20 protein-coding genes are annotated in these 22,105 nt (G+C 50.8%); 12 read left to right on the forward strand and 8 right to left on the reverse strand.

All coding sequences use genetic code 11. The annotated features are described in order from the left end of the window. Positions 1–3 precede the first annotated feature (3 nt). Positions 4–846, forward strand: a complete 843-nt coding sequence (locus Q8O77_RS09300; protein WP_305552582.1) for an HDOD domain-containing protein — start codon at positions 4–6, stop codon at positions 844–846. Positions 847–849: 3 nt separating this feature from the next. Here Q8O77_RS09300 and Q8O77_RS09305 read toward each other — a convergent pair whose 3' ends face one another. Further along, on the reverse strand, positions 850–1,749 hold the full coding sequence (locus Q8O77_RS09305; protein WP_305552583.1) for a recombination-associated protein RdgC: 900 nt from the start codon (positions 1,747–1,749) through the stop codon (positions 850–852). Between the two features lie 44 nt (positions 1,750–1,793). Further along, entirely contained in the window at positions 1,794–3,542 is a 1,749-nt protein-coding gene (locus Q8O77_RS09310) for an ATP-binding protein (RefSeq protein ID WP_305552584.1), read from the reverse strand. Between the two features lie 188 nt (positions 3,543–3,730). Between Q8O77_RS09310 and Q8O77_RS09315 the strand changes: the two genes are divergently transcribed. The 7 genes from Q8O77_RS09315 (at position 3,731) to ung (ending at position 11,313) form a co-directional block, all read left to right on the forward strand. Further along, the gene (locus Q8O77_RS09315) at positions 3,731–4,096 is read left to right on the forward strand and encodes a response regulator (protein ID WP_305552585.1); all 366 of its coding nucleotides are present in this window, start codon (positions 3,731–3,733) and stop codon (positions 4,094–4,096) included. Beyond that, a complete protein-coding gene (locus Q8O77_RS09320; RefSeq protein WP_305552587.1) occupies positions 4,093–4,707 on the forward strand; it encodes a chemotaxis protein in 615 nt (204 codons plus the stop codon). The genes Q8O77_RS09315 and Q8O77_RS09320 overlap by 4 nt, the downstream gene beginning before the upstream one ends. Continuing rightward, a complete protein-coding gene (locus tag Q8O77_RS09325) occupies positions 4,707–5,663 on the forward strand; it encodes a GGDEF domain-containing protein (RefSeq protein ID WP_305552588.1) in 957 nt (318 codons plus the stop codon). Before Q8O77_RS09320 ends, Q8O77_RS09325 begins: the two co-directional genes overlap by 1 nt. 267 nt (positions 5,664–5,930) lie before the next feature. Then, positions 5,931–8,390, forward strand: a complete 2,460-nt coding sequence (thrA, locus tag Q8O77_RS09330) for a bifunctional aspartate kinase/homoserine dehydrogenase I (protein WP_305552589.1) — start codon at positions 5,931–5,933, stop codon at positions 8,388–8,390. 5 nt (positions 8,391–8,395) lie between these two features. Next, positions 8,396–9,364 carry a homoserine kinase gene (thrB, locus tag Q8O77_RS09335; protein ID WP_305552590.1) on the forward strand — a complete coding sequence of 323 codons (969 nt, stop codon included), beginning with the start codon at positions 8,396–8,398 and terminating at the stop codon, positions 9,362–9,364. 9 nt (positions 9,365–9,373) lie between these two features. After that, positions 9,374–10,657, forward strand: a complete 1,284-nt coding sequence (gene thrC / locus Q8O77_RS09340) for a threonine synthase (RefSeq protein WP_305552591.1) — start codon at positions 9,374–9,376, stop codon at positions 10,655–10,657. Next, positions 10,657–11,313: a uracil-DNA glycosylase gene (gene ung, locus Q8O77_RS09345; RefSeq protein WP_305552592.1), complete on the forward strand. Its 657-nt coding sequence runs from the start codon at positions 10,657–10,659 to the stop codon at positions 11,311–11,313. The genes thrC and ung overlap by 1 nt, the downstream gene beginning before the upstream one ends. Positions 11,314–11,360: 47 nt before the next feature. On the opposite strand, the gene Q8O77_RS09350 is transcribed toward ung, so the two are convergent. From Q8O77_RS09350 to tal, 3 genes are all read right to left on the reverse strand, one after another. Further along, the gene (locus tag Q8O77_RS09350; RefSeq protein ID WP_134051760.1) at positions 11,361–11,534 is read right to left on the reverse strand and encodes a DUF3545 family protein; all 174 of its coding nucleotides are present in this window, start codon (positions 11,532–11,534) and stop codon (positions 11,361–11,363) included. 119 nt (positions 11,535–11,653) lie between these two features. Further along, positions 11,654–13,279 carry a glucose-6-phosphate isomerase gene (gene pgi / locus Q8O77_RS09355; RefSeq protein WP_305552594.1) on the reverse strand — a complete coding sequence of 542 codons (1,626 nt, stop codon included), beginning with the start codon at positions 13,277–13,279 and terminating at the stop codon, positions 11,654–11,656. A 25-nt stretch (positions 13,280–13,304) separates the two neighbouring features. Next, the gene (tal, locus tag Q8O77_RS09360; protein ID WP_305552595.1) at positions 13,305–14,255 is read right to left on the reverse strand and encodes a transaldolase; all 951 of its coding nucleotides are present in this window, start codon (positions 14,253–14,255) and stop codon (positions 13,305–13,307) included. A 208-nt stretch (positions 14,256–14,463) separates the two neighbouring features. Between tal and Q8O77_RS09365 the strand changes: the two genes are divergently transcribed. From Q8O77_RS09365 to Q8O77_RS09375, 3 genes are all read left to right on the forward strand, one after another. Beyond that, positions 14,464–16,086, forward strand: a complete 1,623-nt coding sequence (locus Q8O77_RS09365; protein WP_305552596.1) for a tetratricopeptide repeat protein — start codon at positions 14,464–14,466, stop codon at positions 16,084–16,086. 61 nt (positions 16,087–16,147) lie between these two features. Then, entirely contained in the window at positions 16,148–16,924 is a 777-nt protein-coding gene (gene yaaA / locus Q8O77_RS09370) for a peroxide stress protein YaaA (RefSeq protein WP_305552597.1), read from the forward strand. 111 nt (positions 16,925–17,035) lie between these two features. Continuing rightward, positions 17,036–18,334 carry an inosine/guanosine kinase gene (locus tag Q8O77_RS09375; protein ID WP_305552598.1) on the forward strand — a complete coding sequence of 433 codons (1,299 nt, stop codon included), beginning with the start codon at positions 17,036–17,038 and terminating at the stop codon, positions 18,332–18,334. A 32-nt stretch (positions 18,335–18,366) separates the two neighbouring features. Here the strand turns inward: Q8O77_RS09375 and Q8O77_RS09380 are convergent, their stop codons facing one another. Both Q8O77_RS09380 and srmB read right to left on the reverse strand, forming a co-directional pair. Then, complete coding sequence (locus tag Q8O77_RS09380) at positions 18,367–19,416, reverse strand: LD-carboxypeptidase (protein WP_305552599.1); 1,050 nt, start codon at positions 19,414–19,416, stop codon at positions 18,367–18,369. A 130-nt stretch (positions 19,417–19,546) separates the two neighbouring features. After that, positions 19,547–20,770 (reverse strand): ATP-dependent RNA helicase SrmB, encoded by a 1,224-nt coding sequence (srmB, locus tag Q8O77_RS09385; RefSeq protein ID WP_305552600.1) that lies wholly within the window; start codon positions 20,768–20,770, stop codon positions 19,547–19,549. 73 nt (positions 20,771–20,843) lie between these two features. Between srmB and Q8O77_RS09390 the strand changes: the two genes are divergently transcribed. Then, positions 20,844–21,554 carry a tRNA1(Val) (adenine(37)-N6)-methyltransferase gene (locus tag Q8O77_RS09390; RefSeq protein ID WP_305552602.1) on the forward strand — a complete coding sequence of 237 codons (711 nt, stop codon included), beginning with the start codon at positions 20,844–20,846 and terminating at the stop codon, positions 21,552–21,554. Positions 21,555–21,564: 10 nt separating this feature from the next. On the opposite strand, the gene fldB is transcribed toward Q8O77_RS09390, so the two are convergent. After that, a complete protein-coding gene (fldB, locus tag Q8O77_RS09395) occupies positions 21,565–22,083 on the reverse strand; it encodes a flavodoxin FldB (RefSeq protein WP_305552603.1) in 519 nt (172 codons plus the stop codon). Positions 22,084–22,105 lie beyond the last annotated feature (22 nt).

Here is a 22,105-nt window from a genome sequence, read left to right on the forward strand (position 1 = left end):
TTTATGTCTGCACAACAGCAGTTAATTCAAATTTTGGAGCAGAAAATACAGCAAGATAAGCTGCTGTTACCAACCTTACCTGACGTAGCGTTAAAAGTACGGCAACGCTCGGCAGAAGCCGATATCAGCTTGCTGGATATGGCAGATGTGATAGCACAAGACCCGGCGTTGGCCGCCAGGATGATCAAGGTAGCAAACAGTGCCTTTATGGGCCGCTCTATTAAAGTGAATACATTGAATCAGGCAGTTACCCGTATAGGCCTGAGCCAAATTCGTAATATTGCCATTGCCATGGCGTTGGAGCAGGTGTTTGTCTCCAAACATAAGCAGGTGCAACAACAGTTAGATGCTTTGTGGCAAAGCAGTGTGCAGGTAGCAAGTGTAGCTGCATCGTGTTTGGCGTATTACAACAGCCGCGAGGCGCGCAGTGGCCTGAACAAAGACGTTATGACCCTGGTTGCCCTGGTGCATAATATCGGTGCCTTGCCGGTTATTGCCGAGGCAGAGCGGGAACAGGCCCTGTTAGGTGACCCGCGCTTTTTATACCAATTGGCAACCAAGCTGTCGACAGAAGTCAGCATGCGGATTTTGTATGCGTGGGGCTTTGCCGACGAATTTTATCAGGCAGCACTGCAATGGAAAAAGCTGCAACCGGATAAACCGGGGCCGGGTTATACCGATTTTATCCGTCTGGCGGTAATTGCCAGAGATGGCTATGCCGATAAAGAACTGCAACAACGGCTGCTGCAGTATTATGTGGCGATGAAAATGGTGCCGCAGGACGATTTTATGCAGCATCCTGAAATACAAACGGTATATCAGGATGTGCGGACTATCTTCAGCTAAAAATTACTCAGCTTCAGTTAGTTGCTGACTGATGCTGAGTAACGCCAGATTGAGTGCGGATGCCATCAGCAGTAAATCAGCGTCGAGCCTGGCGGTTAAATCTTCCCAACCCAGCTCGTCGTTTTGCCCGGTCAGCAGATCATGAAATTTCAGCCGCTTAAGAGCGCCGTCATCAGTGATTTGCAGTGACAGACCTTCGGCTTGTTCCAGGCCAATACTGGTAACCAGTTTATCCTGCAGGTGGCTTTGCACTTCATCGGCCGTAAGCAGGTGATTGCTGAATTTCACTTTAGCGCCTTCTTCATCCGGCGCTTTGAGCTCAGCATCACTACCTTGTACAAAACCTTGCGGCAGCGCTTTGTTTTGCAGCCATAGCTGCAAATTGGCATTCAGCTTATGGTTGTCCAGCCAGGGTAAGGCCGGTAACGAACCTAACGCTTTGCGCAGCAGGGCCAGCACATCTTCCGCTTTACCGGCACTGCCGCTGTTAATCACTAACCACTGGTTTTCCGGGTCATAGTAGCCCTGAGTTAATGAGGAACGGCTGAAGGCTCTGGGCAAAAGGCTCAGTTGCAGCTCTTCTTTCAGGCTTTGTTTTTCTTTGCGGCTTAACGGCCGGCCTTTTTCCAGCTCCATCGCTTCTACTTTGGGCTGCATTTCTTCGTTGATCACTGCAGCCGGCAGAATTTTTTCCTGGCGTTTAACGGCAAAAAACTGCAAATGCCCACAGGCATGGCAATACTGCTTAATACTGGGGTGTAGCGGAAAGCTGAAGCCGGTTTTTACCGCTTCCTGGGCGCTTAACGGGGTAAACTTGAATTCAGCCAGGGCTTGTTCCCAAGCCGCAACATCGGTGCTCAGGGGGGCGCTGAGCTTATAAACGCGAACATTTTTAAACCACATAATTCACTCAAATCGAAAAAAACCGACCGGCAGTATAGCGTGGATCAGGCCGGAATTTTCAGATTTTTTGGAAAGCAAATATGATAATGCAGGCCCTTGCCCGGCTCGCTGCTGACGGTAATACTACCGCCCAGCGTCTGGCGCACCAGATTATAGGTAATATGCGTACCCAAACCGCTGCCGCCTTGATCGCGCTTAGTGGTAAAAAACGGATGGAACAGTTTTTCTAATTGCTCCGGAGTCAGCCCTTTACCATTGTCACTGTATTTGATGTCAACATTGTCATCTTCATCTAATACAGTAATCCGGATCTGACCCTCCTCAATATCTTCAAAGGCGTGAATTAACGAGTTCATCAGTAGGTTAGTGAAGATTTGTGATATCGCCCCGGCCGGACAGTTCAGCATAATGTTATCCGGGCAATTTACTTCAATTTGATGGCGGGTTTTCTTGAAATTGGGCTGTAGTGAGCGGATCACTTCGTGCAGGTAGTCTGCCAGGTTAATAGTGCGAACCGCTTCGCTGGTTTGGTCAACCGCAATTTGTTTAAAGCTGGCAATAAGCTCAGATGCGCGAATTAAATTGGACTGTAACAGCTCGGCGCCCTGGGTCGCCTCTTCAATAAAATGCTCCAGATTTTTTGGCGACAAGGTTTTATCTTTATAGGCTTGCGCCAGGGTGTTTATTTTCTCAGCAAGGAAGCTGGTGGCGGTAACACCAATACCTACCGGGGTATTTACTTCATGCGTAATGCCGGCGACCAGACCGCCAAGAGCGGCCATTTTCTCTGACTGTACCAGCCGGTCTTGTGCTTGTTTTAGATCATCAACAATTTTTTCCAGCTCGGTTTGTTTACTGCGCAGTGCATCTTCAGTGTGACGGCGGCGCTCTATTTCTTCACGCAAGCTTTGCTGTTTTACTTCTAACTCTTGCTTTTGTTGTTGTAAGTCCATCATGGCCTGGCTTAAACCGGACGTTTTACGCGCCACTTCCTGCTCCAGCATCAGGTTTTGCTGGTCCAGTTTTTCATTCGACAACATCAGCTGCTTTTGCGTGGTTTCCAACTGAGTTTTATAATCCTGCACCCGGCTGATCAAGCGGTTAAAGGCATCCGCCATTACACTGAGCTCTGAGGTGTCGTCATGCTGAATTTCTACTTTGGCGCCGTCGAGTTGATCCAGCTCCAGGTCTTCAATTTGCTGGGTTAGTTCTGTCAGCGGCAGGGTAAGTTGTTTACGAAAGGCCAATAAAAACAGAATGATCAGAAAGGTGGTTTTTAGCATGGCATTACCGACCAGGAAGTAAATGCCCACTTTTATCCGGTCTATTACCACGGCGCGGCTGGAAAACAGCGTGACATCACCGACCTGGGTGGCGCGGCCGGAAAACTCAAAAATCAGCGGAAAGGTGTAACCGAAAATGCCGGACTGCTGTTCTGTCAGGCGTACGCCTTCGCGCACCAGTTGGGTACTGAAACGTTCCTGAATATTAAGGTAACGGCCCAGCTGGGTAATAACAGCGCCGCTGTCGTCACGCACGATAATACCCTCGATGGCCGGGATCGCCAGCAAACCATCGGCAATAATCAGCGCTTGCTGGGTATTTAATTCCCAAATGGCACGTGTCAGGCTGCCGGAAAAGGTTTGCTGCAGCGTTTCCAGCTCGCCATTAATATGGTTTTTGGTATTAAAGTATTCCGCAACAATTTGTCCCAACGTTACCACGAAGGTCAGAATAAAATACACTGACAAAACTTTGGTTAACAGCTTACGGGATAAGCTTTTGTGCTGCATGAAGTAACCTTGTGTGACGAGATGATTTTTGCTTATCACACTACCATAACCAATAACCGGCAGTTTGCAAATAGCCTGAGCGGATCTGAGCTATTTATAGCGCAGATATTGCTTTATAGTGGCACTCTGTATATATTTTTTAACCAGTTTTTGCCGATAAATCACAACAATAATATAGGCTGCTGTAAATGGCGTTAACCGTTCTAATTTGCGACGACTCTATGCTGGCGCGTAATCAGTTAAAAAAATCCCTTCCGGTTGATTTTGATGCCGACATTGTAACCGCCGGTAATGGGTTGGAAGCGTTGGCTATTTTGCGTACGCAGGATATAGGTCTGGTGTTTCTGGACTTAACCATGCCTGAGCTTGATGGCGTTGGCGTGCTTGAGGCTGTTAAAGCAGAAGCCATGGACTGTTTGGTTATTGTGGTATCAGCCGATATTCAGCCGGAAATGCAAAAAAGAGTAATGGAGCTCGGTGCGCTGGCATTTGTCCGTAAGCCCGCCAGCGCAGAAAAACTGGCTGAAGTAATGCACAAGTATGGGCTTATATGACGCCGCTGCAATTCACGGAAGAACAACGCGATTGCTTGCAAGAACTGGTCAACGTCGCGATGGGGCTTGCCAGCGACAAGCTTGCCCGTTATTTAGATACATTGGTACATTTGCAGGTACCTGCTATTGAACTGGTAGACACCCTTCAGCTGCCGCAACACGTAAATCAACGTTATGGTGAGCAAAGCACAACCTTGGTCAGCTTAGGTTTTTTTGGCGATCAGGGGCTGCGTGGGGAAGCTATTATGCTTTATCAACTGGAAAATGTCGGTGTGATTGCCCAATTACTTGGTTACAGCGACGATGACAGTTCAGAAGCTGAAATGCTGACCGATATCAGTTCTGTACTAACTACGACTTCTCTCAACGGTTTGGCCGAGCAACTGGAAAACAGTTTTTCGTACGCTGCACCACGGATTTTATCAAGCCGGGATCAACATTTCAGCCGCAAGCTGACCGAAACGGCAAGTCAATGGCAATTGGCATTGATGGTTGATATCCGCTATCAACTAACAGACTACAGTTTTAACTGCGATATGATGATGCTGATCCCCGGTGAGGCTGTGCTTCGCCTCAGGCAGATGTTAGATAAAATACTGGCCGGATTCTGATGCAGCTGAGCGGTGTATTTGAGCCCTTGCTGGCGCAGTTAAATAGTGGCGTTGTTGTTCTGGATAGCCAGTATAGGGTGGTGTTTTTCAATCAGTTTATTGCCAGGCGCGCCAACGTAATATTGACGGCAGTACAGGGGCAATCTTTGTTTGATGTATTTGACGATTTACCCAAAGCCTGGTTGCAACGAAAGCTGGACAGCGTGCGGGAATTACAAGTACCGTCATTCAGTAACTGGGAACAACGCCAGTATATTTTTAAGTTACCGCATTTACGCCCGCTAAGCACCGGCAGTGATTATATGGCGCAAAATTGCAGCATTATGCCGCTGACTGCGCCAGGTGGTAATGCCAGCTATCTGTGTATTTTAATTGAAGATGCCACAGATGCATTTTTTTACCAGCAACAGTTACAAAGCAGTATGTTGCAGTTAGAGCTTGCCAACCGTACTGATGGTTTGACCGGCATCTATAATCGTCGTTATTGGCAACAGCAGTTGCAGCAGGAGCTATTACGGGCGACCCGCTACCAACATCCGCTGTCTTTATTGTTGTTTGACCTGGACAAGTTTAAACAACTCAATGATACCTACGGCCATCAGGGCGGGGACGCCGTTCTGACTGCAGTGGCACAGTCTATCAGTGCCTTATTGCGTGACACTGATATATTTGGTCGCTATGGCGGTGAGGAGTTCGGTGTAATATTGCCTGAAACAACGCTCAGTGGAGCTTTGATGGTAGCAAACCGCATTTGTTCGACGATCGCAGAAAAAACGATAAATTATAATCAGCAAGACATCGCATTAACACTCAGTATCGGTGTATCAAGCTTTGAGCAGCAAAGCGCAGATGAAATGATCCAACAAGCTGATATCGCCCTATACAATGCAAAGCGACAGGGGCGCAATTGTGTGCGGACTTATGTCGCGGAAGGTTATCTGCAAAAGGTAAAATGATGCTGCGGCACACTTTGTCGTTGACAGACGTCTGAAAGTCTGTGCATAGTGAATGCGATGAAAATAAAAACGACTGTACTCACCACCATTATTATTACCACCAACCCTTCGGGGTAGGAGGTCGGCGGTGTGTTGTCTTAAAAAAGACCCGTGACCTCAAATGTCACGGGTCTTTTTTTTGGCTCTGTTATTTCAGAGCCACTAAAAAACCAACAAAGAGTCGCGATAACTGACCACTACAGTAATTAATGCGCAAGGAGTTTTAACATGAGGGTGCTCAAATTTGGCGGTTCGTCGCTGGCGTCAGTTGACCGTTTTGCCGGGGTTGCACAAATAGTGCAACAACTGACTACCACTGACCGTATCTGTCTGGTGTTGTCGGCGCCGCAGGGGGTGACCAACACCCTGGTTGAGCTGACCGATTTAGCTTATCTGGGATCCGATTTCAGTGCGCTGCTTAAGCAACTGGCTGACCGCTATCAGGCGCTGGCATCTGAAGCAGCGCAGTTGTTTCCCTCAGCAGAGCTGGCTGGTTTGCAGCGGGTAGCACAGGCGCAGCTGACACAGTTACAGGCACAACTTACCGGTATTCAGCTGTTGCGGCATTGTCCGGACCATATAAAAGCGCAGATCCTGGGCCTGGGTGAGCAATTCAGTGTGGCGCTGATGACGGCGCTGCTAAATGCCAAACAGTTACAGACCGTGGCGCTGGACGCCATCAGCCTGGTAAAAAGCAGTGGCGACTATTTAAATGCCAGCGCCGATATTGCCGCCTCAGAGCAGACCTTACAACAGGCTATTGCCGGCCAGAGCGCTCAGGTATATGTGATTGCCGGTTTTGTTTCCAGCAATGCTCAGGGCGAAACCTGCTTGCTCGGCCGTAATGGCTCTGATTATTCCGGCGCTATTGTCGCCGCCAGTATCCGTGCTGCGGCCTGCGAGATTTGGACCGATGTCGATGGCGTATACAGCGCTGATCCGCGCCAGGTCAAAAACGCCAAACTGATTGATAAACTGTCGTATGACGAGGCCATGGAGTTGTCATATTTTGGCGCCAAGGTACTGCACCCGAAAACTATAGGCCCGCTGGCACGTTACAATATTCCCTGTTATATCAAAAACACGCTTAACCCGGCGGCGCCAGGCACCTGTATTGATAACAACGGTGAGGGCGATGCGCTGGTAAAAGGGATTTCCAGTCTCGAGCATCTGGCGCTGATCACGGTATCCGGCCCGGGCTTAAAAGGCGTAGTGGGGATGGCCAGTCGCGTATTTGCTTCTATGGCAAGGGCACAGATTTCGGTCAGTTTAATTACCCAGTCATCGTCTGAATTCAGCATCAGCTTCTGTGTACCACAGTTGCATTTAGCAGCAGCAAAAAAAGCGCTGCAGCAGGAGTTTGAACTGGAGCTGCAAACCGGCTTATTGCGCGAGCTGAGCATTTTATCTGACATGGCAATCGTCAGCCTGGTGGGTGATGGTATGCGACAGCACCGTGGTGTAGCCGCCAAGTTTTTTGCCTCCTTAGCCCAGGCGCGGGTCAATGTGGTGGCCATCGCTCAGGATAGCAGCGAGCGCTCTATTTCTGCGGTTATCGAGCAGGCCGCCTGTAAAAATGCGGTGAAGGTATGTCATGAAAATTTCTTCAGCCATATCCCCAGCATTGATGTGTTTTTGGTTGGCTGCGGTGTAGTGGGCAGTGAACTGCTGGCACAAATTCAGCGCCAACAGGCTTTTTTACACAGCCGCCAGGTGAAGCTGAATGTCTACGGTATTGCCAACAGCTCGGCGACCTTATTACAGAACGACGGCATCGACTTAGCAAACTGGCAGTCACAACTGGCACAGGCAAAAGCGCCGTTTTCCGTGGAGTTGCTCAGCCAATTTGCGCAGCAACAGCACCTGACTAACCCGGTACTGGTTGACTGCACCAGCTCAGAGCAGGTAGCTGCGCAGTATGCTGATTTTCTCGCGGCCGGCTTCCATGTTGTGACGCCGAACAAAAAAGCCAACACAGCTTCCTTTGCCTATTACCAGCAATTGCGGCAACTGGCACAGCAAAACCGGCGGCGTTTTCTGTATGAGACTACCGTGGGTGCCGGTTTACCGGTGATTGATACCTTGCAGGGCTTGCTCAATGCCGGTGACGAGCTGCTGGCCTTTGAAGGTATTTTATCCGGCTCTTTATCTTATATGTTTGGCGAGTTGGAGCAGGGTGTCGCCTTATCGGATGTAACGAAAAAGGCCAAAGCACTGGGCTTTACCGAGCCTGACCCGCGTGATGATTTATCCGGCATGGATGTGGCGAGAAAATTATTAATTCTGGCCCGTGAAGCTGGCATGACGCTGGAGCTCAGTGATGTAGAAGTGGAGTCGGTGCTACCGCTTGACTTTGCTGCCGGCGCAACGGTGGATGAGTTTATCGCGCAATTGCCGCAGTTAGATGCGGCCTTTGCCAAACGCATTGCCTCAGCGAAAGCCGAAGGCAAGGTACTGCGCTATATCGGCGAAATTGTTGATGGTAAGTGTAAGGTTGCGATAAAGGCACTGGATGCGGAACATCCGCTGGCGAAGGTGAAAGACGGTGAAAACGCGCTGGCTATCCACACCCGCTATTATCAGCCGATCCCGTTTGTGCTGCGCGGTTATGGTGCCGGTGCCGCGGTAACCTCTGCCGGGGTATTCAGCGATATTATGCGCACCCTTGGCTGGCAACAACAGGTGTAGTAACGATGCAGAAAACTTCTGAATTAGTCCGTGCGGATCACCTGAAACGTTATTATGCCCCGGCTTCAACCGGCAATTTCTCGGTTGGCTTTGATTTGCTCGGTGCGGCCTTTGAGCCGCTAAGCGGTGAATTATTTGGCGACGTGCTGGATATTGTTGCTGAACAAGCAGAGCTTAGCCTGGATATTGTCGGCCGCTATGTGCATCAGTTGCCGCAAAACACCGATGACAACCTGGTGCTGAGTTGCTTCTACGCCTTTGAACAAAAAGTGGGCCGCACGCTGCCGCGCTTAGCCCTGCGGCTGCATAAAAATTTGCCGGTGGGCAGTGGTCTGGGTTCCAGCGCTTGTTCTATAGTGGTGGCCTGCTACGCCTTTAACGATTACTTTGGTCAGCCGTTAGCGCAAGCTGAATTGCTGCAGCTGATGGCGCAAGCCGAAGGTGGCGTTAGTGGCAGTGTGCATTATGACAATGTAGCGCCTTCGTACTTTGGCGGTTTGCAACTGATGTTGCCGCAAAGTGCAGCCATTTGCCGCAGCTTGCCGTGGTTTGCGCATTGGCGTGTGGTACTAAGCTACCCCGGCACTGTGCTGTCGACTAAAGCTGCCCGCGCCGTATTGCCGCAGCAATTGAGCCTGGCGCACAGCATTGCTTTTGCCGGTATGTTAAGCCGCTTTGTCAGTGCCATGTATGCGCAGGATGAAGACGATGCTGCTGCGGCCTTGCAGGATTTGGTGGCCGAACCGGCGCGCACGCCGTTACTGCCGGAGTTGCCAGCGCTCAGAGCTGCACTGGCAGAGCTGGGCATTTTGCATCTGGGCATCTCCGGTGCCGGCCCAACGTTATTTGCCTTATGTCGTGATGATGCGCAGGCGCAGCTTGCCGCTGATTATTTATCACGGCATTATGAAAAGAATCAGGACGCGACCACACAAATTTGTCGCTTGTCATTAGCCGGCGCCCGGGCGCTGTAGGAATTACACATGTTGTTAACCAATATTAAAGTGCCTGCTGAGCAGGTGGATTTTTTACAGGCAGTACGTCAGGGCCTGGGCCGCGACCAGGGTTTATTTTTTCCCACCAGCTGGCCAAAACCGGATATCGCAGCGCTGCTGAATATGTCGCTGGTGGAGCGCAGCAGTGCCATTTTACAAGCGCTGATTGGCGATGAGCTAAGCGCGGCAGAGCTAAGTGCGATGGTCAGTAACGCCTTTACCTTCCCTGCACCGCTGGTGCCGGTGGCGGATGATGTGGCTTGCCTGGAGTTGTTTCATGGCCCGACGCTGGCCTTTAAAGACTTCGGCGGCCGTTTTATGGCTCAAGCCCTGGCTAAAGCGCAGGCCGGTAAAAAAACCACCATTGTTACTGCCACCTCGGGTGATACCGGGGCAGCTGTAGCGCATGCGTTTTATCGCCAGCCCGGTGTGCAGGTGGTTATTTTATTCCCGAAGGGCAAGATAAGCCCGTTGCAGGAAAAGCTGTTTACCACCTTAGGTGAAAATATCACTACTCTGGCGGTAGACGGTGACTTTGACCAGTGTCAGGCTCTGGTAAAACAGGTATTTGATCATAAAGCACTGGTGGATAAGCTCAGCATTAATTCGGCCAACTCCATTAATATCAGCCGTTTGTTTGCGCAAATTTGCTACTACTTTGAAGCTGTGGCGCAAGTGCCGGCAAATAAGCGTGACCAACTGGTGATTGCGGTACCCAGTGGTAACTTTGGTAATTTAACCGCCGGCTTAATTGCTAAGGCACTGGGCCTGCCAATTAAACGGATGGTAGCAGCCACTAATGCTAATGATACCGTGCCGCGCTATTGGCGCAGCGGCGACTGGCAGCCCAAAACCACAGTTGCCACCTTATCGAATGCGATGGATGTGGCTGCGCCGAATAACTGGCCGCGGGTTGAAGCCTTGCTGGCACAGGGCGTGATCAGCCGTGATGATATTGAAGCGGTGATGGTAGATGAAGATGATACGGTGCTTGGCGTGCGTCAGCTGTCACAACTGGGTTATTTAAGTGAGCCGCATGCAGCCGTGGCTTACAGAGCGTTAAAGCGCAGCCTGCAGCATGGCGAGTACGGTATTTTCCTTGGCACGGCACATCCGGCCAAGTTTAAAGAGCAGGTAGAAAACATTCTCGGTACACCGATTGCGCTGCCCGAAGCCTTAGCGCGCTGCGCAGCCGAACAGGGGCTAAGCAAAGATATTCCGGCCGACTTTGCCGTGCTGCAGCAGGAATTGCTGAAACTGGAGCAAGCCTGATGCCGTGGCAGCAGTTATTAGGGCAGGAGAAAACCGAGCCGTATTTTCTTGCTACGCTGGAGCAGGTGAAACAAGCGCGGCTGGCAGGCCAGGTTATCTACCCGCCGGAAGCGGACGTGTTTAACGCTTTTAAGCTGACGGAGTTAGACAACCTTAAGGTGGTGATCCTGGGGCAAGACCCTTACCACGGACCGAATCAGGCGCATGGTTTGGCGTTTTCAGTTCGCCCCGGGGTGCGCACGCCACCGTCACTGCAAAATATGTATAAAGAGCTGGCACTGGAATATGCTGACTTTCAGATCCCGGCGCACGGCTGTCTGGAGGCCTGGGCAAAGCAGGGCGTGTTGCTGCTTAATACGGTGCTTACCGTGGTAGCAACGCAGGCCAACTCGCACCGGCATTTGGGCTGGGAGCAGTTTACCGATAAGGTGATTGCACAAATCAGCGCACAGTGTCAGGGCATCGTATTTTTGCTTTGGGGTTCGCATGCGCAGAAAAAGGGCCGCCTGATAGACCGGCAACGCCATTTTGTGCTGGAAGCACCGCATCCGTCACCGCTGTCGGCACATCGTGGTTTTCTCGGTTGTGGCCACTTTAAACAGGCAAACGAGCTATTGGTTAAGCAGGGTAAAACCCCGATTAACTGGCAGTTGTAGCGGATAGCAGAAGCAAAAAACGCCCGCTGTTGCCAGCGGGCGTTTTGTTACAATTCGATATCGGCCAGTTCCGGTTCAATGGTCCAGTCGATGTCGCTCAGCTCCTTTTTCAGGCGCTGGCGCTCTTTCAACTGTTCTATTTCGCGCCATTTACGCTTTACCGCACGAGGTTTGGCGGCAGGGCGTTCCAACATATTCAGTAAGTCTTCGAAGCTTTCCATAGTTTGGCCTCTCTGATAGTTGTTGTCTGTTAATTGTTGTTATTTTCAACAAAGGATTTACCACAATTTGCCTGAAAATAAAACAACTAAGTGACAAGACTATGACAGGTCGGAGCTTTTTACTGATTTTTTTGCTGCAAAAACGCCTTAATTAATGCCTGAGTAGAGCTGTCCAGCCGGCTGGCATCGTGGCCTGTTAATGCCTGATAAATCGGGCCGGACAGCTGTTTACCTAACTCAACGCCCCATTGATCAAACGAATTTAAGCCCCACAGCACACCCTGACAAAATACTTTATGCTCATATAACGCAATTAAGGCGCCAACGTAGTAGGGTGACAACTCCGGCAGCAGCAATGTATTGCTCGGCTTGTTGCCCGGCGACACTTTATGCGGTGCCAGTGCAGCAGCTTGCTCTGCTGTCATACCGGCAGCCAGACATTCGTCGGTGGCCTCCTGTAATGTTTTGCCTTGCATTAACGCCTGGGTTTGCGCAAAGCAGTGCGCAGCTAAGCGCTGATGATGATCCGCCAGGCTATGCGCCGGTTTAACTGGCAGAATAAAATCAGCCGGTACCGCTAACGCACTTTGGTGCAACAACTGATGATAAGCATGCTGGCCATTGGTACCGGCATCGCCCCAAATTACCGGTGCGGTGGCATCGGTTAACGGCGCACCGTTAATATCAACACTCTTGCCGTTAGACTCCATATCCAACTGCTGCACATAAGAGGGCAGCAGGCGCAGATAATGGCTGTATGGCAATAAGGCCTGCGCCTGACAGCCAAAGCCGTTGATATACCAGATGCCGAGTAACGCCAGCGTCAGCGGCATATTTTCTGCTTGCGGTGCAGTAATAAAATGCTGATCCATCGCTTCGGCGCCTTTGAGCAACTGCGCAAAATGGCTGTTACCAATCATCAGCGCCACCGGCAAGCCAATGGCTGACCACAGCGAATAGCGGCCGCCAACCCAGTCCCACATCGGCAGGATATTTTGCTCCACTATGCCAAATTCCGCCGCGGCTTTAATATTGGATGAGGTAGCCCAAAAATGTCGTGCAATGGCTTTGGCATCGGCACCGTGGTCGGTGAACCATTGGCGCACTGCCAGTGCGTTTTGTTTGGTTTCTTCGGTGCCGAACGATTTAGAGGCGACAAACACCAGGGTGGTGGCCGGGTCGAGATTTTTCACCACATCGGATACTACAGCACCGTCAATATTACCGGCAAAGTGCAGTTTGACCGGGCTGCAGTGATAAGGCGTTAAGGCCTCAACCGCCATTTGCGGCCCCAACAGCGAACCGCCGATGCCAACCCAGATTAAGTCAGTAATGGCTTTACCGCTGTAGCCGGTATATTCGCCCTGATGCAGCTGGCTGACCAGCGCTGTCATTCTGTTGCGGCAAGCAGTAATAGCTGCGCCGATATCTTCGCCGTCCAGCGTCAAGCCGCTGACATCGGTTTTACGCAGCATCATATGCCAAACGCTGCGCTGTTCAGTGTTGTTAATTTTGTCGCCGGCCAGCATCGCCTGCAATACCGGCTGAATATTGCTGTCAGCCGCCAGTTGTTGCAGAGCTTGCCAGCTTTGCTCATTAATCAGGTTTTTCGAGTAGTCCAGCGTTATGCCGCAGGCGGCAGTGCGAAAGCGGCTGGCCCTGTCCGGATCGGCAGAAAAGGCCTGACGTAATGAACCTTGTTGTGCAGCCAGCGCTTTCAGCGCCGGCCATGGTGAAGCTGGCATACTCTACTCCCCTGTAAAATAATGATTAAAGTGCTTGTTGGATCAGTTGTTCCAGTTTGCGCTGATCAATGGCAAATTTACGGATACCTTCGGCCAGTTTTTCGGTGGCCATGGCATCTTCGTTAAGTGCCCAGCGGAACTGGCTTTGTGTCAGTTGAGCCGGTGCTGCATCGCTGGCGCCGCTGTCGGTTAAATGCACAGTCAGCTCACCCTGCATCTGGCTCAGCTCTGCTAACAGGGCAGGGCTGATGGTTAAACGGTCGCAGCCGGCCAGGGCTAATACCTCGCCGGTGTTGCGGAAGCTGGCGCCCATTACCACGGTTTTAAAACCATGTTGCTTATAGAAGCGGTAAATTTCGCGCACTGACACTACGCCCGGATCCGTTTCGCTGCTGTAATCCTGGCCGGTGCTGGCTTTGTACCAATCCAGAATACGGCCGACGAACGGCGAAATTAAATACACACCTGCTTCCGCACAGGCCCGGGCCTGGGCCATATGGAATAGCAAGGTAAGATTGCACTGAATGCCTTGTTGCTCCAGCTGGCGCGCCGCCTGAATGCCTTCCCAGGTCGAGGCGATTTTGATCAGAATACGCTCAGTACCTATGCCGTTTTCCTGATACAGTGCAACCAGTTGTTGCGCTTTGGCGATAGTGGCATTGGTGTCGAAAGATAAGCGGGCGTCAACTTCAGTTGATACGCGGCCGGGCACCAGTTTGCTGATGGCGGTACCCACATCCACGGCAAATTTATCGCAGGCCAGTTCAAGTTGGGCCGCGGCAGTGGTCGCTTTAGCTTTAGCATAAGCAACAGCCGCATCCAGCATAGGCTTGGCAAAATCGAGCTGGCTGGCATTTAGCAACAAGCTGGGGTTGGTGGTGGCATCGACCGGACGGAATTGTTCAATGGCGGTCAGATCGCCGCTGTCTACCACAACGGTAGTGACGGCTTTAAGTTGGCTTAGTAAGTTGCTCATATAGTTTTATTACCGTATTTTTGATCACATTCTAGTGATGTAGCGAATAATTAGCAATTAATGTAGGAATATTACAACAAAACCAGTGTATCGTTGGGAAATAACAACAATAGCGTTGCATGGCACAAAGTAAGTTACTATATTGCCTGTTTTTATCAGGTTATAAGACCTGTAACTTGTAATCAGTGTAAATTAGCACAGGGTCTCGATGATCTTTCAAGCCAGCTTTTATAAAAGTAAGAAACTTCTGTTGATCGAGGACTGCGAACCGGTTCGGGCGTCGATCAAGGGTATGCTACAGCAGATAGGTTTCGTTGATATTACTGCTGTCGCTGATGCGGTTCAAGCCTTGTCGCCCGCTAAACGCCACGCTTACGACTTTATTTTGGCTGATTTTAACCTCGGTGATGGTAAAGATGCACTGCAATTGTTTGCCGAGTTGTCAGCGCTGGATGCCATTAAACCCGGCTGTTGTTTTGTCGTAATAAGCGCAGAGCCGCAGCGCTTACCGGTAATGGGCTTGTTGCAGGGCACGCCGGATCATTTTGTGTTAAAGCCGTTCTCCTATCTGGAATTGGAAAAGCGTTTGGCTAAAGCCTGGCAAAGCCGTGTGGCGTTAAGAAAGGTGTACCAGGCGATGCCGGCCGGCGATTTAACCGCTGTGCATACAGAGCTGGACGATGTAATTAAAAATGCCCCCGCCTATACCTTACTGGCGCTGCGGTTAAAAGGTGAAGTGCTGTTGGCGCAGCGTGAATACAATGCCGCAGCGCAGCTGTATAACAAAATTCAGCAACAGCGTGACTTTAGCTGGACCAGGCTGGGCGCGGCTATTGCGATGGTGAAATTGCAGCAATGGCCCGAAGCAGAGCAACTGCTGCTGACACTGACAGAGGCCGACGATGTACGTCCTGAAGCGCTGGATTGGCTAAGCCGGTTGTATTTATTGCAAGGCGCTTTGCCACAGGCGCTGGAGCAGCTAACTGAACTGGTAAAATTACAGCCTACTAATATCAGCGCACAAATGGCCATCGCCACGGTATTACAGCTGAGTGAGCAGCCGGACGATGCATCGCGTTACTGGCAGAAGCTGATCCAGCAATTTCGTTTTTCCGGTTTTGACCGTGCCGATTATTATTTTGAACTCACCCGGTTACTGTTAGCACAAGCCACTCAGGCTGAATTGCCGGGCTTTAGCGCTGCGGTAAAAAAATGCAGTGAAGCGTTGGCCAGTATGCCGCAGAAGTTGTTGACGGATGATACCGAAGCAGAAGTGTTAGCACTGCGGGCCAGAGTGAGTTTGTTGCAAGGCCATATAGCCGATGCCAAACAGCTGACCGATGAACTGCAGATTAAAGAAGACACTGCAGCAGCCAATGTTGGTACCTTAGTGGATAAAACGCGTTTGATGTTTGCGCTGGGTGAATTGAAACAGGCCGAGCGCTATTTAACGCAACTGCGGGAAATATCGACTGAACAAGATGATCTGTACAGCTGTTGCCAGCGTTTATCTGCCAGCCGCGCATTACAGCAAGACAGTAAGCTGCGCTCAGATATCCGTGATTGGAACCAGGCCGGTATGGCTGCGGCACAAAGCGGCGATGTAAAGGCTGCACTGTTGAAGTTACGCCAGGCTTTTCTGTCTATGCCGTGTAATGCCGGGTTAGCGCTGAACTTACTGCAAACTTTAACGCAGCTGCCGGCGCACCGTGGCTTGCAAGCGCTGGCAAAAGCTGTGTTGGCTGCATTGGAGCAAAGCGCTTTAACCAGTAGCAATCAACAACGCCTGGAGCAGCTGTTAACACAACTGCCGCCGCTATATACCGAGTAGCCGAAACTATATCGGAGAGCCCGGGCGTTGCAGTACCCCGAATAACAGAGTGAATTAAATTATGTTGTTGCTTGTTTCCCCCGCCAAAGATTTGGACTACCAGCCTTTACAGCGCAGTATCACATCAACACAACCGGCTATGTTGGCACAAAGCCGGCAGTTAGCCGGGATTTGTAAAACGCTGACGCCGGCCGATTTATCATCACTGATGCATATCAGTGACAAGCTGGCTGGGTTAAATGCGGCCAGATTTGCGCAGTGGCAGTTACCTTTTACTGAGCAAAACGCCAAGGCGGCGTTATTTGCCTTTAACGGTGATGTGTATCAGGGCCTGGACGCGGCCAGTTTAACGGACGACGATATCAGCTTTGCCCAGCAGCATCTGCGCATTCTAAGCGGCTTGTATGGTGTGCTGCGGCCGCTGGATTTAATGCAACCTTACCGGCTGGAAATGGGCACTAAGCTGGCAAACCCGAATGGTAAAGACTTATATGCCTTTTGGCAGGACAGCATTACTGCCACGTTAAACCAGCAACTGCAGGATTTACACATTGATGTGGTGGTTAACCTGGCGTCGCAGGAATACTTTAAGGCAGTAAAACCCAAGCTGCTGCAGGGCCGTTTAATTACCCCGGTGTTTAAAGACTTTAAAAATGGCCAATATAAAATTATCAGCTTCTTTGCCAAAAAGGCCCGCGGTTTAATGGCGCGCTATATTATCCAGCAGCGTTTAACCGCTGCAGAGCAGTTGCAACACTTTGATCTGGCGGGCTATAGCTACAGCGCTGAACACTCAACGGCAAATGCACCGGTATTTTTACGCCACAGCACAGAATAGTTTTTATCTATGGAACCAGCCGGTTCTGCTGATTGATTCAACATTACGTTCAGCCGTTTTTTTGTTACAATGCCGCTCTTTGCCGGTAGCGGCTTTGCAGTGGTATAACAGATGAAATTTCCCGGCCTGCGTAAAATCAAACATTATTTTCCGGTATCCCAGCCTAAACCTCAGCTGCCCAGCTTCGAAGTACGGCCGGAGCTGGATACCTACATCGTTGGCCTGGATCAAACCATTGTTGATGTGGTCGCCAGCGTTAGTGATGATTTCCTGCAAAAGTATAATATCCGCAAAGGCTTATCCAATTTGGTTGAGCATGGCAAAGCCAATTTAATTTATCAGGAATTGGTGGCGCAGCAGGCGATATCGGATCATTTTGCCGGCGGCACTATCGGCAATACCATCCACAATTATTCCGTATTGGCCGATGATAAATCAGTGTTGCTGGGCGTAATGTCAGCCAATATTGCGCTGGGTTCACCGGCGTATCACTATGTTTGCCATACCAGCTCCAAAGTGGATATGAACCATTTGCAGGGCGTGGCCGGTGATATTGGCCGCGGTATTACCATGATAACGCCGGACGGCGAGCGTACTTTTGTTATCGACCCCAGCGATATGGATGAGCTAAGCCCGGACTATATTCCTACTGACATTATTGCTGGTGCCGCGGCTTTTGTGGTCAGTGCTTACCCGCTGCGCGCCACAGATCAGCCTATTCAGCAGGCTATGTTAAAAGCGCTGCAAGATGCCAAAGCGCATAATGTGCCGGTGGTAATGAGCCTGGGGACGCGGCATTTGGTAGAAGAGAACCGCGAGCAAATTCTCAGTACCATTAAAGACTACGTTAACGTGCTGGCGATGAATGAACTGGAAGCCGAAGCCTTAACCGGCTTTGCCGATCCGCTCAAGGCGGCTGAGGCGATATTGGATCATACCGATATGGTGCTGATCACCGCCGGGCCGGAAGGCTTGTATCTGTGTGGCCATACCGACGATAACGTAAAACGTGAGAGTACTAACCCGATAAAATCTGCCAGCCTGGCCGATTTTAACCAATTTGAATTCAGCCGGCCTATGCTGCACGCCTGCTGTCAGCAACCGCTGAAAGTGTATTCGCATATCGACCCGTATTTAGGCGGCCCGGAGCGGATTAAAAACACTAACGGTGCCGGTGATGGCGCGCTGTCGGCTATTCTGCATGATATGGCGGCGAATCATTTCCACAAGCAGGTGCAGCCGTTATCCGGCAAGCATGAGCAGCCGTATTTAGCCTATTCGTCGTTTGCGCAAATTTGTAAGTACGCTAACCGGGTTAGCTATGAAATTCTGGTACAAAATGCACCGCGTTTATCCAAGGGCTTACCTGAGCGGGAAGACAGCCTGGAAGAGGCTTACTGGGAAAGATAATAAAACGGCCCCGCGAAGCGGGGCCGTTTTATTTAGCTTTGAAACACGCTTTCCAGCAACCGGAATGTACCGGCGTCGGCATCCAGCTCAACGCGGCCACCTACCGGCACAATAAACTGCTGCTTTATATGGCCAATCATGGCGCCACGGTAGGCCGGTATATTCAGCGGCTTGATATGATCGTCAAAAATCTGGTCCATCGTCAGCCAGCCATAACCACCGCTGGGGCGACAGGCAGTGCATTCACCGAAAATAAAGCCGGCAATTTTATCCAGCGCCCCCATCAGCTTTAAGGTGCTGAGCATGCGATCAATGCGATAAGGCGCTTCTTCCACATCTTCCAAAAATAAGATTTTACCGCTGAAATCCGGCAGGTAAGGTGAGCCGGCCAAAGCGGTAAACACGGTTAAGTTACCGCCAATCAGCTCGCCCTGTACCTTACCGCCGTTAATGGTTACGGTGCGGTTTTGCCGTGCAACCAGCTCGTCTTTGGCGTCCAGCACATTTTGGTAGTGCATTAATTCGCGGTCGAAAAACAGCCGTTGAAACTGATCAGCATTAAAGCTGTTCCAACTGCCGGTGCCGTTCGGGCCATGGAAGCTGACTAAGCCGGTTTGGGCATGAATAGCATTGTGCAGTGCGGTAATATCGGAATAACCCAGTAAAACCTTGGGGTTGTTGCGGATTAGCTTATAGTCCAGTAATGGCAGCAGGCGGGCCGCGCCGGAGCCCCCGCGCAGGCAAATAATGGCTTTTACTTCTTTGTCAGCAAACATGGCGTTAATGTCGGCGGCGCGCTCAGCGTCGGTGCCGGCTAAATGGCCGCGGCGTGCCGCCAGATTTTTACCGGTTTTTACTTTAAAACCGAGCGCCTGCATCACTTCCTGCGCTATTTGCAAGTCCAGCATATCATCGGTGGCTTTAGATGGGCTTACCAGCGCTACCGTATCGCCTTTGTTCAGCGGCAGCGGCAACAGACGTTTATTGCCGGCAGATGGCGCGGCCATTACGCTGCTGCAGCCGGCCAGTGGTAACAAGGCGGCAGCCAGAGTGCAGTTTTTTATAAATTGGCGTTTATCCATAGCTTAACCCACCATGCTAAATAATTTATTCAGCATATCAATAGCAGCTTTACTAAAAAATTCCAACAGGGTGGGGCAAAAATGCGATAACCGCCAACTTTTTACGGCCGGCGGCTAGCTGCAGGCTGGCTTACTTTTTCGGCTTTTTCGCGGCTTTTTTCGCCGCAGCTTTGGTTGGCTTCTTCTTTTTCACCGGTACTTTGGCTTCTTTATTTTTCGGCCGCAGCGCTTCTATTACACGGCGTTTCAGTTTTTGTTCTACATAGCGCTCTACTTTGGCCAAAATGCCCATATCGTGCGCTTCAATCAGTGATATCGCCGTGCCTTTTTTACCGGCGCGGCCGGTACGGCCAATGCGGTGCAGGTACACGTCTGCACTGCGTGGCATATCAAAGTTAATCACATGGCTGATATCGTCAATGTCCAGACCACGGGCGGCGATATCAGTGGCCAGTAAAATGTTCACGCGGCCGGAGCTGAAACGTTCAACTGCCTGCATGCGTTTATCCTGTGGCATTTCACCCTGTAACCAGCCGCAGCGCAGGCCGGCGGTTTCCAACTGGCCGGTTAAACTGGCAAGGCGTTCGCGGGTTTTAATAAACACGATGGTTTTCGTCACATCCGGCTGTTTCAACAGATGAATAAGCAACGCCAACTTATGTTGGGCATCATCGGCTAAATGCACCCATTGCAGAATTTTGGCGTTTTCTTTGCGCGACGGTATGGCTTCCACCCGCTCGGGTTCTTTTAAGGCGCGCTCAGCAAAACGCTCCAGGTTGTTGCCTTCGAGCGTGGCGGAGAACAAAAAGGTTTGCCGGCGGCGGCGTGCTTCCAGCACTATGCGATTCATCTCGCCAACAAAGCCCATATCCAACATGCGGTCGGCTTCATCCAGAATCAGCAGCTCTACTTCATCGGCCTGAAAGCTTTCTTCATCCAGATATTCGGTTAAGCGGCCTGGCGTAGCGATAAGAATATCGTTGTTTTTTTCCAGCGTGTCTTTGTGGCTGCCATAGTTAATGCCACCGGTAATCACGCCAACATTTAGGCCGGTATATTGGCTGAAATGCTTAAATTCATCATACACCTGGTACGCCAGTTCGCGGGTGGGGGTCATTACCAGCACCCTGGCAAAGCCGGGATCTTTACGGCCGAAATCAAGCAGGTACTGAATAGCAGGCAAAACAAAGGCGAGGGTTTTACCGGTGCCGGTTGGCGCGCTGGCCAATAAGTCTTTGCCTTCCAGCGCCAATGGGATCGCCATTTCCTGGATCAGGGTCGGCAGCTCGAAACCGCGTTCACTGATGGCACGGTTAATGTCATCGTCCAGTTGAAAATCTGCGAATGTTGTCATTTTGTCCTCAGCATAATTGCCTGCCCGGTGACAGTGCGCCTGCTTCGCCGTAAACTGGCGGCCGGAGGTGCTGATGTCAGCCGGTTTTCAATGTAAAAAATTCTATGTTGCTCATGATCAGTGCGCGATGAAAGTCGGCACTGACGGTTTATTGCTTGGTGCTTTTGCACCGCTACCACCACCAGGTGGCGATATTCTCGATATTGGTGCCGGCTCCGGCCTGATCAGCCTGATGTTAGCGCAGCGTACCGCCGGTGCCAATGCAATAGACGCGATAGAGCTGGACCCCGCTGCGGCAGAACAAGCTGCTACAAATGTGGCAAACAGCCCGTGGCCAAACGCGATACGGCTGATAAAGGGCGACATTCTAACCTATAGCAGTGGCAAACGTTACCGCTTAATTGTATCTAACCCGCCGTTTTTTCAACAATCGTTACTATCGCCGGATCAGCGGCGCACTCAGGCGCGCCACACCGACAGCTTGCCCTTTGCTGCTCTGCTGCAAAAAGCCGCGCAGTTGTTGCATGATGATGGTAGCTTTGCGCTGGTTTTGCCACTGACTGAGGCGGAGCAACTGTTGCAACTGGCACTAAGCCATGGTTGGTATCTGGCGCAGTGCTGTAAGGTCCGCAGTAAAGCGGATAAACCGGCACAGAGGCTGTTGTTGTGCTTAAGCCGGCAATATACAGATACTGAGCGCAGCAGCCTGTTAGTGCAGCAGGCAGACGGTAGCTACAGCAGCCAATACCGCGCGTTGTTAAAGGATTTTTATCTGAAGTTTTAGCTCGGTTTATTTACAGCAGGCCGGCTATTTCCTGCAAAATCTGGTTTACCCAGTCATTTAGGCGCGCATCGGTTAAGTTGTACTGGTTTTCATCATCCAGTGCCAGGCCATAAAACAGTTCGCCATCCGCAGTTAAGGCTTTGGAGGCAATAAAATCGTAGCCGGCAGTGGGCCAAAAACCAATGCGGCGCGGGTTTTGTGGTGCTATAGCGTCATGCAGCATGCCCACAGCATCAATAAACCATTCGGCGTAGCCCAGTTGGTCGCCCATGCCGTAAATGGCGACAATTTTATTGCTTAAATTTACGCTGCTGATGTCATCCCAGTGCGCTTCCCAGTCTTCCTGGATTTCGCCGAAATCCCAGGTGGATAAGCCAAGAATAAGAATATCGTAATCCGCCATGGTGCTCAGCGGTACCTGCTTAATGTTATGTAACTCAACAGTGTCAGCGCCAATTAAGGCCTGAATTTTCTCTGCTACTATTTCGGTGTAACAGGTGGTTGAGCCATAAAATAAGCCAATTTTCATCGCGGTCTCACTACAACAGGGG

Source organism: Rheinheimera sp. (assembly GCF_030690345.1).
GTDB lineage: Bacteria > Pseudomonadota > Gammaproteobacteria > Enterobacterales > Alteromonadaceae > Alishewanella.

What these genes read in the sequence shown, in the direction of transcription:
- Q8O77_RS09300 (WP_305552582.1), top strand. Translation starts at nt 4, where the DNA reads ATGTCTGCACAACAGCAGTTAATTCAAATTTTGGAGCAGAAAATACAG.
- Q8O77_RS09305 (WP_305552583.1), bottom strand. Translation starts at nt 1,749, where the DNA reads ATGTGGTTTAAAAATGTTCGCGTTTATAAGCTCAGCGCCCCCCTGAGC.
- Q8O77_RS09310 (WP_305552584.1), bottom strand. Translation starts at nt 3,542, where the DNA reads ATGCAGCACAAAAGCTTATCCCGTAAGCTGTTAACCAAAGTTTTGTCA.
- Q8O77_RS09315 (WP_305552585.1), top strand. Translation starts at nt 3,731, where the DNA reads ATGGCGTTAACCGTTCTAATTTGCGACGACTCTATGCTGGCGCGTAAT.
- Q8O77_RS09320 (WP_305552587.1), top strand. Translation starts at nt 4,093, where the DNA reads ATGACGCCGCTGCAATTCACGGAAGAACAACGCGATTGCTTGCAAGAA.
- Q8O77_RS09325 (WP_305552588.1), top strand. Translation starts at nt 4,707, where the DNA reads ATGCAGCTGAGCGGTGTATTTGAGCCCTTGCTGGCGCAGTTAAATAGT.
- thrA (WP_305552589.1), top strand. Translation starts at nt 5,931, where the DNA reads ATGAGGGTGCTCAAATTTGGCGGTTCGTCGCTGGCGTCAGTTGACCGT.
- thrB (WP_305552590.1), top strand. Translation starts at nt 8,396, where the DNA reads ATGCAGAAAACTTCTGAATTAGTCCGTGCGGATCACCTGAAACGTTAT.
- thrC (WP_305552591.1), top strand. Translation starts at nt 9,374, where the DNA reads ATGTTGTTAACCAATATTAAAGTGCCTGCTGAGCAGGTGGATTTTTTA.
- ung (WP_305552592.1), top strand. Translation starts at nt 10,657, where the DNA reads ATGCCGTGGCAGCAGTTATTAGGGCAGGAGAAAACCGAGCCGTATTTT.
- Q8O77_RS09350 (WP_134051760.1), bottom strand. Translation starts at nt 11,534, where the DNA reads ATGGAAAGCTTCGAAGACTTACTGAATATGTTGGAACGCCCTGCCGCC.
- pgi (WP_305552594.1), bottom strand. Translation starts at nt 13,279, where the DNA reads ATGCCAGCTTCACCATGGCCGGCGCTGAAAGCGCTGGCTGCACAACAA.
- tal (WP_305552595.1), bottom strand. Translation starts at nt 14,255, where the DNA reads ATGAGCAACTTACTAAGCCAACTTAAAGCCGTCACTACCGTTGTGGTA.
- Q8O77_RS09365 (WP_305552596.1), top strand. Translation starts at nt 14,464, where the DNA reads ATGATCTTTCAAGCCAGCTTTTATAAAAGTAAGAAACTTCTGTTGATC.
- yaaA (WP_305552597.1), top strand. Translation starts at nt 16,148, where the DNA reads ATGTTGTTGCTTGTTTCCCCCGCCAAAGATTTGGACTACCAGCCTTTA.
- Q8O77_RS09375 (WP_305552598.1), top strand. Translation starts at nt 17,036, where the DNA reads ATGAAATTTCCCGGCCTGCGTAAAATCAAACATTATTTTCCGGTATCC.
- Q8O77_RS09380 (WP_305552599.1), bottom strand. Translation starts at nt 19,416, where the DNA reads ATGGATAAACGCCAATTTATAAAAAACTGCACTCTGGCTGCCGCCTTG.
- srmB (WP_305552600.1), bottom strand. Translation starts at nt 20,770, where the DNA reads ATGACAACATTCGCAGATTTTCAACTGGACGATGACATTAACCGTGCC.
- Q8O77_RS09390 (WP_305552602.1), top strand. Translation starts at nt 20,844, where the DNA reads ATGTCAGCCGGTTTTCAATGTAAAAAATTCTATGTTGCTCATGATCAG.
- fldB (WP_305552603.1), bottom strand. Translation starts at nt 22,083, where the DNA reads ATGAAAATTGGCTTATTTTATGGCTCAACCACCTGTTACACCGAAATA.